Source organism: Spirosoma sp. KNUC1025, assembly GCF_045160025.1.
Lineage (GTDB): Bacteria > Bacteroidota > Bacteroidia > Cytophagales > Spirosomataceae > Spirosoma.
The window spans coordinates 6,896,063-6,912,000 of record NZ_CP087139.1; the positions used below are offsets into that span (position 1 = coordinate 6,896,063).

Below are 15,938 nucleotides of genomic sequence, written 5' to 3' on the forward strand. Positions count from 1 at the left end.
TTATTTTTTTGTCAGGTAGTTCTGTAATTGAGCGTGCAATAACGGTTGTCGGCTATTGAAATTAGCGCGAAAGGTTTGCCAGAGATTCTGAACGACAGCCGGATCGGGTTCTGATTTCGTCATGTCCTCCAGTTGAATCATCATGGCTTCCAGATCCGATAAACCCACCATAGCCAGTCCAGGCTTCAGTTTATGGGCTAGTTTACGTACTTCAGACCAGTTTTGCTGCTGAATAAGCGGCTCGAACGTATCAAACTCCGTCACTACGGATTCCAGGAACATGTCGAAGATACTGGCCGCATAGTCGACATCATCGCCGTACAATTCCTCAAGCCGGCCATAATCCAGTGACTGACTTTCAGCCAGATCGACCGATGGATTCTTATTGGTTACCATCGACTGTTTTTCGCTGGCATATAGTTTGAGAACTTCCAGCAATTTATCAGGCGAAAATGGTTTCGACAGAAACCCATTCATCCCCACTTTCACCGACATTTCTTTCTGGTCCAGCATAGCCGATGCCGTTAAGGCAATAATGGGAACCTGCTGATTGAGGTTGTCAATGGAGCGGATGGCAATCGAAGCTTCGTAACCATCCAGTACGGGCATTTGAATGTCCATCAGAACCAGATCAAATTTCTGCTTCTTGCATAGATCTACAGCCTGCTGCCCATCATTGGCGATAGTGAAGGTTACTCCCCATTTTTTCAGCAACCCACTAACGTACCGCTGATTCATGAGGTTATCTTCGGCTACCAGAATAGACATGTTTTCAATATTATCCAACCTTTGGTTGAGCGAATCGGTCTTTGTTTGCGGGTCTTCTGCCATTGCCTCCGTATAGGGGATACTAAATATAAACGTAGTGCCCTCGCCTTCTTTACTACGTACCGATATCTTCCCCTCCTGCAGTTCGATGAGCTCTTTGGTGATGGCCAACCCGAGACCCGTGCCCTTATGCTTGTGTCCGTGGGGGCTTACCTGCCGAAATTTCTGGAATATTCGTCCCAGTTTATCATTAGGTATGCCGATACCTGTATCCGATACCTGAAATTCAATCCAGACACGACCTGTCTCTTTTTTCCGAATCTTAGCCATCAGCACAACGGAGCCCTCTTCCGTAAACTTTTCGGCGTTGCCAAGCAGATTCAATAAAATCTGATTCAGCATAAGCTCGTCGCCAATGTATTTGCCCGTGATCTGCGCATCGAGCATTACGTCCATGCTTATGTTCCGCTTCTGAAGCCGCATCTGAAATATCTTCTGCAGACTACGTAGCAGCCCCACCAGATCAAACGGTTGTCGATTTACTTCAACCCGACCGGCTTCAATTTTGGCCATATCCAGCAAGTCGGAGATCAGGGAGTGCAGAAAATCGGCGGATGATCGGATGATATCCAGAAATTCTAACTGCTCCTTACTTGGCCGCGTATCGTACAACAGGTGCGTCATGCCGATGATGGCATTCAGGGGTGTGCGGATTTCGTGGCTCATATTGGCCAGAAACTGCTTTTCGGCCTGTCGGAACTCCTCCGCCTGTTTATGAGCCTGCTCCACCGCCATTTCCAGTTGCTTCCGTTCGGTGAGGTTGTAATGGATACCAATCGACCCAACAATTTCTCCACTTTCATCCACAATTGGCGCTCCGCTGATCAGCATCCATAGCACCGATCCATTCTTATGGCGCAACGGAATTTCGTAGGATGAGGCTACGCCCTGACTACGTAATACCTGCTGCTGTTTCAGAATCGCGAGGGCTTCCGGAACCGGAAACAGATCGGAGGCATTCTGACCAATCAACTCTTCGGGCAAGTAGCCCAACATCTGCCCAAACCGCTCATAAGCCCGAACAATAACCTGATTATTATCTACTTCGAGCAAGCCCAGTTCCATGTTGTTCATAATGCCCCGGTACTTTTCCTCGCTTTTTCGCAGCTGCTCGCGAGCCAGAAATTTGTCGGTTACATCTGTATAGCGCCACAGATGCCCCATGTACTGTTCATCCCGGAAAACCGGGATGAAATCGCGCTCAAACCGACGTCCATCCGCCATGCAGATATCTTCTCCGATGACAACCTGCTGATTTCGAAGAAGCTCATCGATACGCTTTGTTGCTTTTTCGGGTTCTTCGAAGAGATGTGCCAGTTGCTGAAAAGAGATTGAACGGCTAGTGCCCTCCTGCTGCAATGCTTGCGTATCTAATCTAAACAATTCGCAGAAAGGGCGATTGATCAGTACAATAGCGTGATTTTCATCCTCAACCATCACCGCCGACAGGGAGCTGGAGATGACGGCAGCCAGCCGGATTTGCGCACTCACCAGGGCATCTTCCGCTTTCTTCCGATCCGATATATCCCGGGCAACCGCTACGAGTTCACGCGCTCCGTCTTCCTGTATCACCAGCCGAACTGTCTGCCCGATCCACCGCCGGCTTCCATCTTTACAGAGAACCGGAAATTCCCGGTACGTATGGTCTACCCGTTCGCGCAGCATATTGATGTAAAATTCCTGTAAAGCCTCCCTATATTCCGGAACAACCAGAATGCTATAAGGCTTACCTAACAGCTCTTCTTCCGTATAGCCCAGTAGTCGTTTGACCACCGGACTTACGTACGTAAAAGTGCCATCAGCGGGTTCTGCTTTGTAAATAATATCCTGAACTGATTCGATCAATTGACGATGTTCCTGATCACTACGTTGTAACTCCTGTACTTTTTCCTCTAGTTGCTGGGTAAGTGTATCATTCAGCAGCCGACACCGCTCGTTGGCCTCGTTGAGTTCCTTGATTTTTTCCGCTAACTGTCTCTCCGCGTGCTGACGGGCTTCACGTTCCTGGTGAACGGACTGAGTCAAAAGCTCTATCTCCTCAACTCTCATATCGCAGGTGAGCACACAGCTCATAAAGACTACTTAGATCCATTTCTAAGAACTATTTCCCTCAAAAAGTAAATATTTTACAAACAATAAGCCGTCTTAGAGAATATACATTTGTAGTAAATATACTAAGTGGTATAGTAACTATCTATTATATACCCTTCGTTTTATTTCCAGACGGCTTGTAAATCGTCGGCAGCTTTACCGCTACTTTTCGTCAAAAAACGCGGAAATCCTGCTATTCATCGAAAAACAAGGAAACTGGCTTCCCAGGGCTACTAATTTCATCCTATCAAATTCATTTAACAGCAGACACGGCGATGAAAATGTTCCTTTTGTTTCCAGCTATTTTAGTACTTGAGTTCATTATTGCACTGCGCCATTCTAAGCGGAGCTACCAGGCTGTAAACGGGGAGCAAGTCGCTGAAAGTGTTCAGTTTTTCAACATGTACAGGCTATTCATTTTTGCCCTGACGGTTGAAGCAATTGCCAGTTTATAATCCCGCGCGCAGTCTATTGTATCGGAAAAGACATCAGCCTGGTTTGGACGTCTCGGCATGAGGAGTGTGTAAAAACTTCTTACCCGCCTGTTTAAAATTAAGCAGCGACCGAAACATACTGAAAATCAGCACGGGCAGCACCATAAAGTCGCGAACCGTTATTTTCTGAAACAAACTTGCCGGGATCGAAATGAACAGGCTGGCCATCAATAAGCCAAGCAGCCCCCAGGCAAACAAGAGCATCGACTGGCCACCGACCAACAAACTAATGAGGGCCATCAGGCCCAGAACAGCCAGAAGGATCATTCGGGGAAACAATAGCGATTTAACCAACGTATTGAATGCTTCCCCATTACCCCGTACCAATTGTTGAATGCCTGTTTTGAAATAGGCTTTGATAAAATACAATTGGGCCGCTATCCACCGAGTACGTTGTCTTTGGAACACTGCAACATTTTGAACTTTTTCGTCATATATGATAGCATCCTGCAAGTACCCGATTCGAATCCCTGCTACGGCCAGCAACATTTCAAGTTCCTTGTCGTACCCGCCTACCGTCTGAATCTGATTCAGAGCGCGCTTCATTAATACGGGTTCAAATGCCATACCTGACCCGATCAACGAAGCCGACAGACCAAGTGCCCGCTGCCCTGCCCGAAACAGATTATTGTTGATCTCTTCGTTCATGGCATCAAAAACAGCCACACTCGTATTTGTATTCTTGGCCGTACGATGCCCTTGTACAACGCGCCAGCCCTGACTAAACGCCTGATTGATTCGCTTCAGGAAATCGGGGGCCATGTGGTTATCAGCATCCGAGATGAGCACAATATCATACTCGTTCTCTGGCAACGAATTCAGCGCATACGAAATGGATTTTTGCACCGTCGATTGCTCAAAATGAACCGGTATAACCTTAATCGGATACTGGGAAAGCGTTTTCAGTGTCTCGGGAAGAAACGAATCAGCGATCACAATCAGATCATATCGATCAGCGGGGTAATCCTGCTGAAGATTAGCCAGAACGGATCCCAGAATAACCGAATCTTCTTTGTAAGCCGGAATCAGCACGGCAAAACGCCTGAGCTGATCGACAGTAGTAGTAAGGGGTAGGTCATCTGCCTTGCCCAAACGACCCGCTAAGGCCGACACAACTAAATACAGAACGTTAAATGTCAGATAGCCAGCAACTAAAAGCCAAGCAATGTTTATCAAAAAAAACATTGTATAAATAGAGATTGTAGAGAATTGATGATTTCTGCAGAAAAATAACGTAGAGAATCAAAGCTAAACAAAATAGACATCCTTTTAATATATAATTCCCCTAAAATTAACTTCTTTGTTTAAGAAAAGCTAGTTTTAGGAACAATTAATACTAAGAGGCTGCTAAATGGAAAAGATAACATCTACTGTAACTGTACAAATTTTACTGGTTTTTATCATGTTTAAGACCAGCTTGGGTGCTTTGTTACCAAACAAATTAGACCGGACTCGTGAGCTTAGTCACCGAATTGCGGCCTCTCTACCCGGTCGTATTGAGGCTGAGGATTACTTTGCCATGCAGGGGATTCAGAGTGAACCCACCGTCGACACTGGGGGGGCCTCGACATCACCTGGATCGATGCCGGTGACTGGCTGGATTATAACGTGACCGTGCCCCACGACGGGGTCTACACCCTGCGCTTCCGGGTGGCCAATGCCTACAGCGACGCGGCCCGTTTTGAGCTGCGCTCGGCAGGGGGCAACGTACTGGGCTCGCTGGCAGTACCCCGCACGGGGGGCTGGCAGAGCTGGCAGACCATCAGCACCACCACCCACCTGAGTGCCGGCACCCAGCTGCTGCGGCTTCAGGCCGTGCAGGGCGACTGGAACATCAACTGGCTGGAAGCGGCCGAAAGCCGCCCGTTGCCAGCCAAGCTCGAAGCGGAGAGTTTCGATGTGGCCACCGATGTGCGGCCCGAGTCGACCAGCGATGAGGGGGTGGGGTGAATCTGGGCTACATCGATGATGGGGACTGGATGGACTACAATGTCAAGGTGAGCACGGCGGGGCTGTATACGTTCAGTTTCCGGGTGGCCAACAGCTACGGCAATGGCCGCATCGAGATTCGTACTGAGTCGGGCAGTGTGCTGGGAGGGGTGGATGTGCCTCGCACGGGGGGCTGGCAGAACTGGTCGACCGTCAGCACCACGGCCACGCTGGCCGCTGGCAGTCAAACCCTACGTATTTATGTGGTGAGCGGATCGTTCAACTTCAACTGGTTAGAAGTTGATTTACCGTTAGCTGCGCAAAATATATTGAGTCGCATAGAAGCTGAGGATTACTTTGCCATGCAGGGGATTCAGAGTGAACCCACCGTCGACACTGGGGGGGCCTCGACATCACCTGGATCGATGCCGGTGACTGGCTGGATTATAACGTGACCGTGCCCCACGACGGGGTCTACACCCTGCGCTTCCGGGTGGCCAATGCCTACAGCGACGCGGCCCGTTTTGAGCTGCGCTCGGCAGGGGGCAACGTACTGGGCTCGCTGGCAGTACCCCGCACGGGGGGCTGGCAGAGCTGGCAGACCATCAGCACCACCACCCACCTGAGTGCCGGCACCCAGCTGCTGCGGCTTCAGGCCGTGCAGGGCGACTGGAACATCAACTGGCTGGAAGCGGCCGAAAGCCGCCCGTTGCCAGCCAAGCTCGAAGCGGAGAGTTTCGATGTGGCCACCGATGTGCGGCCCGAGTCGACCAGCGATGAGGGGGGTGGGGTGAATCTGGGCTACATCGATGATGGGGACTGGATGGACTACAATGTCAAGGTGAGCACGGCGGGGCTGTATACGTTCAGTTTCCGGGTGGCCAACAGCTACGGCAATGGCCGCATCGAGATTCGTACTGAGTCGGGCAGTGTGCTGGGAGGGGTGGATGTGCCTCGCACGGGGGGCTGGCAGAACTGGTCGACCGTCAGCACCACGGCCACGCTGGCCGCTGGCAGTCAAACCCTACGTATTTATGTGGTGAGCGGATCATTCAACTTCAACTGGCTGAACGTAACGGAAGGCGGCATAGTGCTTTCGCCTGCTGTCATTTCGTTTGCGGCTCTGGCTGAGAAAACGACGGATGATGGCGAGTTCAACCTGACGGCAACAAGCACCAATACAGAAACGCCTGTTACGTTTACCTCATCCGATCCGTCCGTTGTGTCCGTTTCCAACGGTTCCGGTTTATGGAAAGCGTCGATTGTCGGTGCGGGAACTGCCACCATAACGGCCTCACAGGCAGCTTCTCCATCATTTCTGGCGGCTGCGAACGTGTCTCAGATTCAGACAGTACGTATGACATCGTTACTGGCAGCTGACAAGAAAATTCCGATTGATCCAAAACGCTGGTATCAGCTCAACAATGCAAGCAATGGGCTGGATGGCTTATTTGATGGTGTCACGAACGTAACGGTTGAAACAGGCTGGGGTAAAGTTCTACCCAATTATGATTCGTATTATCCTCTGCTTGATGGAGAGTCGATGACCATCGAAAGCTTACGATTCTATGACTTCGTAGGTAATTTTTCGGCAACCCCATTGACCTTGTCGATCATTACCAGTGATTGGGAGCGTATTCCTATCGCTACGTTTACCGGACAACTGTACGGAACCTGGGTGGGTCCATACCCCAATCGATCCACCACGGGTAATGCCCAGTTCAAGCTGGATCAACCCATCAGCAACGCCCGCTATCTGGTTATCAACAGCTGGGGCGCTTTCCCGACTGAGATGGAACTCTATGGCGCGTATACGCCGTCGGGGCAGGCACGGACTTCTGCTCCGGTAAAAGAAGTAAAGTTGAAGGATATGCTGGGTGTCAATGCCTACGAATGGAATTTCGAGGATGGCAACTCGCCCTGGAAAATCAACGAAGACAAAATGAACGTCGTGAAAAGTTTTTCCGGCATTCGCCATTATATGGACTGGAATAAACTGGAGCAGGCAGAAGGCAGCTATTCATACAATCCGACCATGAGCGGAGGCTGGAACTACGACGCCATTTATGAACGCTGTAAAGCCGAAGGCATTGAAGTGCTAGCCTGCCTGAAAACAATTCCCGACTGGATGGTCGATACGTATCCGGCAGATCAGCGTGATGGCGAAAATACACCGCTTCGATTCGGCAAAGATTTCTCGGACCCGAATTCTTATCTGGAACAGGCAAAGATGGGCTTTCAGTACATAGCTCGCTATGGCAGCAATCCGAACGTAAATCCAGCCCTGCTGAGTGTCCATTCAACCCCCCGCTGGACAGGCGACAACCCAAATACGATTAAAATCGGGCTTGGCCTTATCAAATACATCGAGTGCGACAACGAACGGGACAAGTGGTGGAAAGGTCGTAAAGCGTACCAGACCGCCCGCGAATATGCGGCAAACCTGTCGGCGTTTTATGATGGTCATAAAAACAGCATGGGCCCCGGCGTGGGGGTCAAAAATGCCGACCCAACTATCAAAGTGGTAATTGGGGGGTTAGCGTCGGCTTCTATTGGTTCCGATTACCTGAAAGGCATGATCGACTGGTGCAAACAGTACCGGGGTTACAAGCCCGACGGCAGCGTAAACCTGTGCTGGGATATCATAAACTACCATATGTATTCCGACAATACGTCATCCTCGCAGAGCGGGTCTTCTACGCGTGGTGCCGCGCCTGAGGTAACGCCCATCAATCGGATCGCTGAGGATTTCCGGCAAACGGCTCACAGCCAGTCGTACGATATGCCCGTCTGGATCACGGAAGCAGGCTATGATGTCAATCAGGGTAGCCCGCTTCGCGCCATCCCCATCGGGAATAAAACGGCGCTTGAGACACAGGGCGACTGGATTTTACGGACATCGCTGATGTATGCCCGACTGGGTATCGAAAAGCTGTTTTTCTACCAGCTCTACGACGACAACTCAACGGGTGGCATGTTCGGTACGTCGGGCCTGGCAAATGGCGATAACATGACTCGTCGGCCAGCCGCTGATTACATGTACCAGACCAAAAAACTATTTGGTGAGTATAGCTACAAAGAAACGATTGGCCGCGACCCAATCGTAGACCGCTATGAACTGAATGGACGGTCGGCTTACGTACTGGTAGTGCCGGATGAAATAGGACGTACTGCTTCATACACGCTGGACCTTGGCAACGCTACCCAGGCCCGGATTTATCGCCCCAAAGCAGGCAGCAACGATATGGATTTGCAAATCCTGAATACCAACCAGGGCAAATTGCAGCTTACCGTTACCGAAACCCCTGCGTTTGTTGTTGCCGGCGACGTAGCACCAAACGCCAGAAAAGCAGAATCGGTGCTGGCGCAGACGGATGTAAAAAGTCTGGACGAAGTAGTGCGGGTCTTTCCGAATCCTACTGCCGATTTCATCATTGTTCAGGCGGAGCGGCCTTCTGATGCTGCCATTAACATCAACATATTCGACGCCAGCCTGAGCCGGTTACATCAGGAGACGAAGATCAACAAAGTGGGCAATCAGTTTTTCGGACAAGTTGATCTATCCCATTTACCGGTTGGTGTTTACCTGGTTGAAATAAAACACGGCCAGGAACGTGTTGTACGAAAAGTGATAAAATCAAATTAACAAAATTCAATTTTTTTTAACAAAAACAAACATTTAATATATGATATAGTGAGTATGTAGATAATTACTTATATTTGAAGTAGAAAACTAAATGACACTATTGAGTTAGTTATCGTTTTGAAAATAAGTAGTATATCTAAGCATACGGCTAGTCGCTTTCGTTGGTTAATCCTGCCGAAGTAACTTATACACCATAGCTCTGATGGCTACACCCAAAACCGGTTGAGCCGTCAGAGCTAATGAGTAATCTTTATAATCTCTTACTATAACTAGTTTACCATCAACAGCCTCTGGTTGCCGATGGATGTAGCCAGGCTGCTCTACTGCCATATCTATACTTGACGTGTATGCAAAATAACGTAACGGATTGAAGACAGACGACATCGATACGTATTAAACAACTGATAATCAATATACTATTATACAACATTCTTTATTTACACTCTTGCTATGAAGTCCATTTACCACGTATTAATTGCTGAAGACGATGCGTTTATGCGGAAAATTCTACGCCAGACGCTGAAAGACGATTTTGAGGTTACCACTACGGAGAATGCCATCGAAGCCTTATCGTGGATGGAAGCGGGCAACCCAGTCGATATCATTCTGTCGGATATTCAAATGCCGCACATGGACGGTAAAGACCTGCTGGGTATGTTGCGGGCCAGCCCGCGCTTTCATAAACTGCCCATCATTATCCTGTCGTCCTTTTCAGATAGCGATACCCGCATTAAGTTCTTCAACCTGGGAGCCGACGACTACATCGTTAAGCCGTTCAACCCAAACGAGGTTAAAGCCAAAATTCTAAGCGTATTACGTCGAACGGAAGCCAATACCGGCTTATCATCAAGCCATAGCTGATTACCAGAAACCTATTATTTCCGACAATCATGCAAGGAGTAAACCAGAGTAACCCACCGTTAAGAATTCTTTATGTTGAGAATGACAATCAGCAGGTTCAGTCATTCCAGCAGGCCTTTCAGTCGCAGGCTGACGTAATTAATGTTCCGGATGGTAAATCCGCTCTGGCCCATCTGAACGAAAAAGCAGCCATCGACCTGATTCTGTATAACGATGAACTGGATAGCGTTCCTTTTTTGAATGGCTTACGCTCGAACCGTAGTGTGACCAGACTTCCTGTTGTACTGCTAACCGACCGGTCTGGTATTGACCTGTCGGCCCAGCCGTTCCAGGGATATGTGATTGACGCATTTCCGCACAACTACGAAGCAGAAGACCTTCGGCTACGCCTGAACTACTTGATTCAGAAAAAGAATACGATCAAAAAGGGCATATCACGGCGAAGTCGCCATCGATCCGCATTCCAATTGGCAAGCGGCTGTTCGATATCGGGCTTTCTTTTTTCATACTGGCAATGGCGTCGCCCATACTGGTCGTTGTGGCCATTCTGATCAAGCTTGACTCAAAAGGCCCGATTTTCTATAGCTCCAAACGTGTCGGAACGGGGTTCAAGATATTTGATATGTACAAATTTCGCACCATGCGGACCGATGCCGATAAAATGCTGGCCAGCATGGCGGCTCATAATATGTACAACAAACCGACGGCCGAAAAACCCGTTGATGAGCGATGCGAAATCTGCCAGCTAGCCAACACCGAGTGCCAGCGGCCCTTGTTCATGGACCAGAAACAGATCTGCGAAACGCTTCACCAGCAGGAGCAGAAGGCTAAGGCCATGTTTTCGAAGTTTAAGGAAGATCCCCGCGTAACGCGCCTGGGCAAAATACTACGGAACACCAGCATCGACGAACTGCCTCAGCTTTATAATATTCTGCGGGGCGATATGTCGTTTGTTGGCAACCGGCCACTCCCCCTCTATGAGGCTGAGAAACTGACGGTTATCGGTTATAACCGGCGATTTGCAGCACCCGCTGGTCTTACCGGGCTCTGGCAGGTGATGAAGCGTGGCAAAGCCAGCGTATCGGATCAGGAACGGATTCAGCTCGACGTACTCTATGCCAAAAGCTACTCCTTCCGTACAGACATGCTCATTCTCTTGAAAACTCTCAAGGCAGTATGGCAGAAGGAAAACGTATAAACGCGCTCCCCCTGATTTCGCTCATTACCATCAACTACAATCAGGCGGTGGTAACCTGCGACATGCTGGAGTCGACCCGCTCCCTGACCTATCCACACTATGAAATCATTGTTGTGGATAACGGATCGAAGGAAGACCCGACAGCCCGTATCGAGCAGGGAAATTACCCGAACGTAAAGGTAATTGTCAGCCCCGAAAATCTGGGGTTTTCGGGAGGCAACAACCTGGGTATCCGACACGCAAAAGGCGAGTATTATTTTTTACTGAATAACGATACGATTGTCACGCCAAATTTACTGGAACAGCTCCTGGCTCCCTTTCAGCAGCATTCAGCCATCGGTGTCGTGTGTCCCAAAATACGCTATCACGACCAGCCTACGGTTATTCAGTACGCTGGTTATCATCCGCTGAATCCGTACCGGGGTCAGACCTGGGCCATCGGGCTGATGGAAACAGACAAAGGGCAGCACGACCAGTCAGGCCCAACGTATTTTGCTCACGGGGCTGCCATGCTGGTCAGTCGTGACGTACTGAAACGAGCGGGTTCGCTGGACGACAGCTTTTTTCTCTATTACGAAGAACTGGATTGGTCGGCACGAATTCGGCGGGAGGGCTTTGAGATTTATTATCAGGCCGAGGCCCTGATTTTTCATCGCGAATCCATGAGTGTTGGTAAAATGAACCCAATGAAGGTGTATTACCATACCCGCAATCGACTGTGGTTCATGCGTCGGAACGTAACGGGCCTGCCCTTGGTGGTTTTTTACCTGTATTACTTTGGCCTGGCTTTACCTAAGTCGCTGATCCAGTTTTCGTTACCCTGGCAACCGACGTATTTAAAATCCATCAAAGAAGCAATCATCTGGAATCTTACCCACAAGACTACTAAACAGCCGGAAACCAAACCATCACCCATGGCGGTGGCCGCTTGATCGGGCTTTATCAGTACTCAGCATATGGAATTACTGCTACTTATCTGCATAGGACTTGTCATTTACACTTACCTGGGTTATGGTATAGTCGTCTGGGGACTTATCAAAGTGCTACCCCGTCGGAAGGCGGTGGCGTTTTCAGACGATTTCACCCCGGATGTTACGTTGATCGTACCCGCTTATAACGAAGCAAACTGCCTGCCGGCTAAAGTGGCCAACTCACTAGGGCAGCTTTACCCGCTCGAACGAATCCGGTATCTGTTTGTAACCGAAGGGTCGACCGACGGCTCCGATGAATACCTGCGTACACACTATGGCAGCTCAATTGAGGTGCTGGGTGGCAGCGAACGTCGGGGTAAAGTAGCGGCCATGAACCGCGCCATGCAGCAGATCAAAACACCCATCGTCATTTTTACGGATGCCAATACGCAATTGAATCCGCAGGCGGTTCGGAACATTGTGCGCCATTTCCGGGACCCACAGGTTGGCGCAGTGGCTGGCGAAAAGCGGATTCAGACAACAGACAGCGAATCGGCTGCCGGATCGGGAGAAGGACTCTACTGGAAATATGAATCGCAGTTAAAACGCTGGGATGCCGAACTGCACACCATTGTGGGCGCAGCCGGTGAATTGTTTGCCGTTCGGACTGAACTCTATGAGCCCGTCTCAACGGATACCATTCTCGACGACTTTATCATTTCGCTAAAAATAGCGGGCCGGGGTTATCGGGTGGCGTATGAACCGGAAGCCTACGCGCTGGAGCGGCCTTCGTTTTCCATTATCGATGAACAGAAACGTAAAATACGGATTGCTGCCGGTGGCTTTCAGTCGATTGCCCGGTTGACGAATCTGCTAAATCCGTTTCGGCATGGCCTGCTTACGTTCGAATACGTATCGCACCGGGTTATGCGCTGGGCTGTTACGCCCTTGTGTCTGCCCCTGATTTTTCTGCTCAACGCCGGGCTGGTCGTTCGCGATGGCTGGGCTACCGGTTGGGGGCTTCTGCTGGCCGGTCAGGTTCTGTTTTACGGAGCCGCCTGGCTGGGCTACGTCCTCGAAAAGCGGCAGATGCGCTGGAAAGCCATTTTTGTACCGTTCTACTTCACGTTCATGAACGTTTGCGCGCTGGCTGGTCTGATTCGCTACCTGCGGGGCAATCAATCCGGAACCTGGGAGAAAGTTCGTCGGGCTGATACTGTCGATATACTTACGTAACGCTTCTTTTCTGGCATTAATTAACGATGGCACAACTCGCTTTTTTACCGAACAAAAATCAGTCGTCAAACCAATTCTGGCTATATAGTCTGCTGGGCGGATTGTATACCGTTGGTACGGGCTTGCTGATCGGCAAATTGGGGGTTGCGGGCGCCGTACTTTCGATTATCGCTCCGGTTGGTCTTACGGTACTCACCCTGGTGATACTGGACCCTCGGGTTGGTCTGTTGATTTATTTACAGCTTGGTTTTCTGATTGGGCTGACGCGCTTCGTCACCATCGAATTTCCGGTTGGTCTGATTCTGGACAGCCTGCTGGCACTGACGCTATTCAGTCTGATGCTGAATGGTCAGCGGATGAACTGGGGCCGCATGCGGAATCCGGCGTTTATTCTGATTGCTATATGGTTCCTGTTTACCGTCATCGAGATCGTCAATCCCGAAGCGCCCTACCGTCCCGCCTGGTTCTATCACGTACGGCCTTTCTCCCTGCACTGGTTCATGGTAGCCTGCATTGTCATGGTATCGCCCATCACCCGCCGGGATATTCGCATTCTGGTTATTACCTGGCTGGTCTGGTCGTTTTTGGGTGCCTTATGGGCTTTCAAACAGCAATACATCGGTCTGGCGCCCGCCGAAGTGGCCTGGCTGAATAACGGCAATGCCAAAACCCATTTGCTCTTTGGTCAGCTACGTTGTTTTTCATTCTACTCCGATGCGGCCCAGTTTGGGGCCGAAATGGCTGGGGTTACGTTAGTGTCGGTTATCTACGCGTTCGAAGAAAAAAAGCTGCTGTATAAACTTGGCTTCTTGCTGTTAGCGCTGGTTTATTTCTGGGGGTATGCGGTTTCGGGTACACGTAGCGCGCTATTCGTGATGCTTGCCGGATTCCCGTTCTATCTTCTTCTGAAGCGGGACTTTCTTAAGCTGTTGATCGGCGCCATTCTGGCCGTACCCCTGGTGTTGCTACTGCTATACACCAGCGTGGGTAGTTCCAACTATCAGGTTCAGCGGATGCGGTCGGCGCTAACGCCCATGAACGATCCCTCGTTTCTGCTACGCTTAAAAAATCAGGAAACGTTGGCATCCTTCCTGAAAGACTACCCCTTTGGCGCCGGTATTGGTACGTCGGCCGATATGGGAGCCCGGTTTTCGCCCCAGCATTGGGCCGCTCAGACGCCCCCCGACAGCTGGTTGGTTGAAATCTGGATCGAAACCGGGCGCGTAGGACTGACTCTCTACATCCTGATGCTGGTGGGTCTGATCGGAATCGGCGTATACCGGGTCTGGCAATTGAAAGACCCCTGGCTGGTTAAAATTATGTACGCGTTTTTGGCCGAGTTTGTGGGCATTTGTTTCATGGCCTACTCAAACCCGGTCCTCGGTCAGTTCCCGACAATTAATGTCGTATTCATCAGCAGTCTGCTCATCGCTACCTGTTACCGCTGGGATCGTAAACCAACGAAAGATACAGCAACAGAACCAACAACTTCGCTCAGCGCCCAGTATGAAACAATTTGACAGCATCATCTGCATCGCCCAAACCCCCTGGAAAGGTAATTTCCAGAAGGCTGCCGTTCAGCTAATGACCGAGCTGTCGGCCCGTCATCGTGTGCTTTACGTCGATTACCCTTATACGCTTAAAGATGTAGCACAGGGCGTAGCGGGTCGGCCCGATATGCCGGTTCGGGAAATTATGCGCTTGCGAAGCCCGCTTGCTGAACTGACGCCGAAACAGAAAGAAGGTGCCCTTTACGTCTGGACCCCCCCGCCATACTTCCCATCAACTGGTTATCCCAAAAACGGCACGATCAACTGCTGCCATGGAATACCGATCGGTTAGTGCAGGGGCTTCAGGACGTAATGCGTCAGTTGAGGATGCACCGGCCGCTGGTTATCAATACTTACAACCCGGTTTTAGGCGTACCGATGCTGGGTAAACTCAATGAGTGCGCAACGATTTATTATTGTTTTGACGAGATCACCACAGCAGGCGACTGGATGAGCCGTCATGGCAAACGCTACGAAGATGCGTATCTGCAACGCGTCGATGCGGTTGTAACGACCTCCGAAACATTACGTCAGGACAAGTCGATTCTACAGCCACAAACCTATTGTGTTAAGAACGGGGCCAATTTCGAACTGTTCAACCTGACCCGGCAGCTAGCCCGAAAACAGCCACCTGTCAAGCCCGTGGTCGGTTATCTTGGTTCGGCCGATAACCGCATCAACATTGACCTCATGGAGCACTGTGCACGCACGATGCCCGATGTTGAGTTTCAGTTTATCGGTGAGGTTCACGAGCCCGCCCTTCCCAATCGGCTGGCCGCTTTCCCGAATGTTACGTTCATTCCGCCCCGCCAGCCGGATGAGCTGCCGCCGTTGCTGGCAAAGTGGAGTGTGGGTGTTATTCCGTTCGTTTGTAACCGGCATACCTACACGATTTATCCGCTGAAAATCAATGAGTATCTAGCATCAGGTCTTTCTGTCGTGTCAACACCGTTTTCAATTCTGGATGACTTTACCGGTGTAATAGAGCTGGCCGATACACCTGAACATTTTGTACAGGCCCTCCAACGCGCCCTGGCCGATACTACCCCTGAGCGGGTGCAGCAGCGGGTCGACATGGCTCAAAGCAACTCCTGGGAGCATCGGGCAAGAGAATTTGAAGCTATAATTCAGCGGGTACCCAAAGCCTGGCGACAGGAACAACCCGCTTAACAAGATTACCCAACCGTAGTGACT

At 50.3% G+C, this 15,938-nt stretch carries 16 protein-coding genes; 13 read left to right on the top strand and 3 right to left on the bottom strand.

Annotation, left to right across the window (positions count from 1 at the left end; translation table 11 throughout):
* Positions 1-2,877 carry a PAS domain S-box protein gene (locus LN737_RS30065; RefSeq protein ID WP_405514820.1) on the bottom strand — a complete coding sequence of 959 codons (2,877 nt, stop codon included), beginning with the start codon at positions 2,875-2,877 and terminating at the stop codon, positions 1-3.
* A 317-nt stretch (positions 2,878-3,194) separates the two neighbouring features.
* On the opposite strand from LN737_RS30065, the gene LN737_RS30070 reads away from it, so the two are divergent.
* A complete protein-coding gene (locus LN737_RS30070) occupies positions 3,195-3,374 on the top strand; it encodes a hypothetical protein (protein WP_405514822.1) in 180 nt (59 codons plus the stop codon).
* Positions 3,375-3,407: 33 nt separating this feature from the next.
* Here LN737_RS30070 and LN737_RS30075 read toward each other — a convergent pair whose 3' ends face one another.
* Positions 3,408-4,598 (bottom strand): glycosyltransferase family 2 protein, encoded by a 1,191-nt coding sequence (locus LN737_RS30075; RefSeq protein ID WP_405514824.1) that lies wholly within the window; start codon positions 4,596-4,598, stop codon positions 3,408-3,410.
* 217 nt (positions 4,599-4,815) lie between these two features.
* Here LN737_RS30075 and LN737_RS30080 point away from each other — a divergent pair, with 217 nt between their 5' ends.
* From LN737_RS30080 to LN737_RS30095, 4 genes are read left to right on the top strand one after another with little or no spacing between them, the layout of a single operon-like run.
* A complete protein-coding gene (locus LN737_RS30080) occupies positions 4,816-5,025 on the top strand; it encodes a hypothetical protein (RefSeq protein WP_405514826.1) in 210 nt (69 codons plus the stop codon).
* On the top strand, positions 5,022-5,363 hold the full coding sequence (locus LN737_RS30085; protein WP_405514828.1) for a carbohydrate-binding protein: 342 nt from the start codon (positions 5,022-5,024) through the stop codon (positions 5,361-5,363). The genes LN737_RS30080 and LN737_RS30085 overlap by 4 nt, the downstream gene beginning before the upstream one ends.
* The gene (locus LN737_RS30090; protein ID WP_405514830.1) at positions 5,360-5,797 is read left to right on the top strand and encodes a carbohydrate-binding protein; all 438 of its coding nucleotides are present in this window, start codon (positions 5,360-5,362) and stop codon (positions 5,795-5,797) included. Before LN737_RS30085 ends, LN737_RS30090 begins: the two co-directional genes overlap by 4 nt.
* A gap of 2 nt (positions 5,798-5,799) precedes the next feature.
* Positions 5,800-8,988 carry a carbohydrate-binding protein gene (locus LN737_RS30095; protein WP_405514831.1) on the top strand — a complete coding sequence of 1,063 codons (3,189 nt, stop codon included), beginning with the start codon at positions 5,800-5,802 and terminating at the stop codon, positions 8,986-8,988.
* Between the two features lie 165 nt (positions 8,989-9,153).
* Here the strand turns inward: LN737_RS30095 and LN737_RS30100 are convergent, their stop codons facing one another.
* On the bottom strand, positions 9,154-9,318 hold the full coding sequence (locus LN737_RS30100) for a hypothetical protein (RefSeq protein ID WP_405514832.1): 165 nt from the start codon (positions 9,316-9,318) through the stop codon (positions 9,154-9,156).
* 120 nt (positions 9,319-9,438) lie between these two features.
* Between LN737_RS30100 and LN737_RS30105 the strand changes: the two genes are divergently transcribed.
* Genes LN737_RS30105 through LN737_RS30140 form a run of 8 tightly spaced genes read left to right on the top strand, consistent with a single transcriptional unit; the run spans position 9,439 to position 15,914 of the window.
* Positions 9,439-9,849 carry a PleD family two-component system response regulator gene (locus tag LN737_RS30105; RefSeq protein ID WP_405514835.1) on the top strand — a complete coding sequence of 137 codons (411 nt, stop codon included), beginning with the start codon at positions 9,439-9,441 and terminating at the stop codon, positions 9,847-9,849.
* 29 nt (positions 9,850-9,878) lie between these two features.
* Positions 9,879-10,400 carry a hypothetical protein gene (locus tag LN737_RS30110; protein WP_405514837.1) on the top strand — a complete coding sequence of 174 codons (522 nt, stop codon included), beginning with the start codon at positions 9,879-9,881 and terminating at the stop codon, positions 10,398-10,400.
* A complete protein-coding gene (locus LN737_RS30115; protein WP_405514839.1) occupies positions 10,364-11,047 on the top strand; it encodes a sugar transferase in 684 nt (227 codons plus the stop codon). Before LN737_RS30110 ends, LN737_RS30115 begins: the two co-directional genes overlap by 37 nt.
* Positions 11,026-11,979: a glycosyltransferase family 2 protein gene (locus tag LN737_RS30120; protein ID WP_405514841.1), complete on the top strand. Its 954-nt coding sequence runs from the start codon at positions 11,026-11,028 to the stop codon at positions 11,977-11,979. The genes LN737_RS30115 and LN737_RS30120 overlap by 22 nt, the downstream gene beginning before the upstream one ends.
* Before the next feature lie 24 nt (positions 11,980-12,003).
* On the top strand, positions 12,004-13,194 hold the full coding sequence (locus LN737_RS30125; protein WP_405514843.1) for a glycosyltransferase family 2 protein: 1,191 nt from the start codon (positions 12,004-12,006) through the stop codon (positions 13,192-13,194).
* Between the two features lie 26 nt (positions 13,195-13,220).
* Positions 13,221-14,714, top strand: a complete 1,494-nt coding sequence (locus LN737_RS30130) for an O-antigen ligase family protein (protein WP_405514846.1) — start codon at positions 13,221-13,223, stop codon at positions 14,712-14,714.
* Positions 14,701-15,036: a hypothetical protein gene (locus LN737_RS30135; protein WP_405514848.1), complete on the top strand. Its 336-nt coding sequence runs from the start codon at positions 14,701-14,703 to the stop codon at positions 15,034-15,036. Before LN737_RS30130 ends, LN737_RS30135 begins: the two co-directional genes overlap by 14 nt.
* Entirely contained in the window at positions 15,036-15,914 is an 879-nt protein-coding gene (locus LN737_RS30140) for a glycosyltransferase (RefSeq protein WP_405514851.1), read from the top strand. The genes LN737_RS30135 and LN737_RS30140 overlap by 1 nt, the downstream gene beginning before the upstream one ends.
* The last annotated feature ends 24 nt before the right edge of the window (positions 15,915-15,938 follow it).

Excerpts from the sequence above, each read along its gene's own strand:
- LN737_RS30125 (WP_405514843.1), top strand. The coding sequence starts at position 12,004 with ATGGAATTACTGCTACTTATCTGCATAGGACTTGTCATTTACACTTAC.
- LN737_RS30100 (WP_405514832.1), bottom strand. The coding sequence starts at position 9,318 with ATGGCAGTAGAGCAGCCTGGCTACATCCATCGGCAACCAGAGGCTGTT.
- LN737_RS30115 (WP_405514839.1), top strand. The coding sequence starts at position 10,364 with ATGGCGTCGCCCATACTGGTCGTTGTGGCCATTCTGATCAAGCTTGAC.
- LN737_RS30070 (WP_405514822.1), top strand. The coding sequence starts at position 3,195 with ATGAAAATGTTCCTTTTGTTTCCAGCTATTTTAGTACTTGAGTTCATT.
- LN737_RS30120 (WP_405514841.1), top strand. The coding sequence starts at position 11,026 with ATGGCAGAAGGAAAACGTATAAACGCGCTCCCCCTGATTTCGCTCATT.
- LN737_RS30065 (WP_405514820.1), bottom strand. The coding sequence starts at position 2,877 with ATGAGAGTTGAGGAGATAGAGCTTTTGACTCAGTCCGTTCACCAGGAA.
- LN737_RS30110 (WP_405514837.1), top strand. The coding sequence starts at position 9,879 with ATGCAAGGAGTAAACCAGAGTAACCCACCGTTAAGAATTCTTTATGTT.
- LN737_RS30105 (WP_405514835.1), top strand. The coding sequence starts at position 9,439 with ATGAAGTCCATTTACCACGTATTAATTGCTGAAGACGATGCGTTTATG.
- LN737_RS30135 (WP_405514848.1), top strand. The coding sequence starts at position 14,701 with ATGAAACAATTTGACAGCATCATCTGCATCGCCCAAACCCCCTGGAAA.
- LN737_RS30075 (WP_405514824.1), bottom strand. The coding sequence starts at position 4,598 with ATGTTTTTTTTGATAAACATTGCTTGGCTTTTAGTTGCTGGCTATCTG.
- LN737_RS30080 (WP_405514826.1), top strand. The coding sequence starts at position 4,816 with ATGTTTAAGACCAGCTTGGGTGCTTTGTTACCAAACAAATTAGACCGG.
- LN737_RS30130 (WP_405514846.1), top strand. The coding sequence starts at position 13,221 with ATGGCACAACTCGCTTTTTTACCGAACAAAAATCAGTCGTCAAACCAA.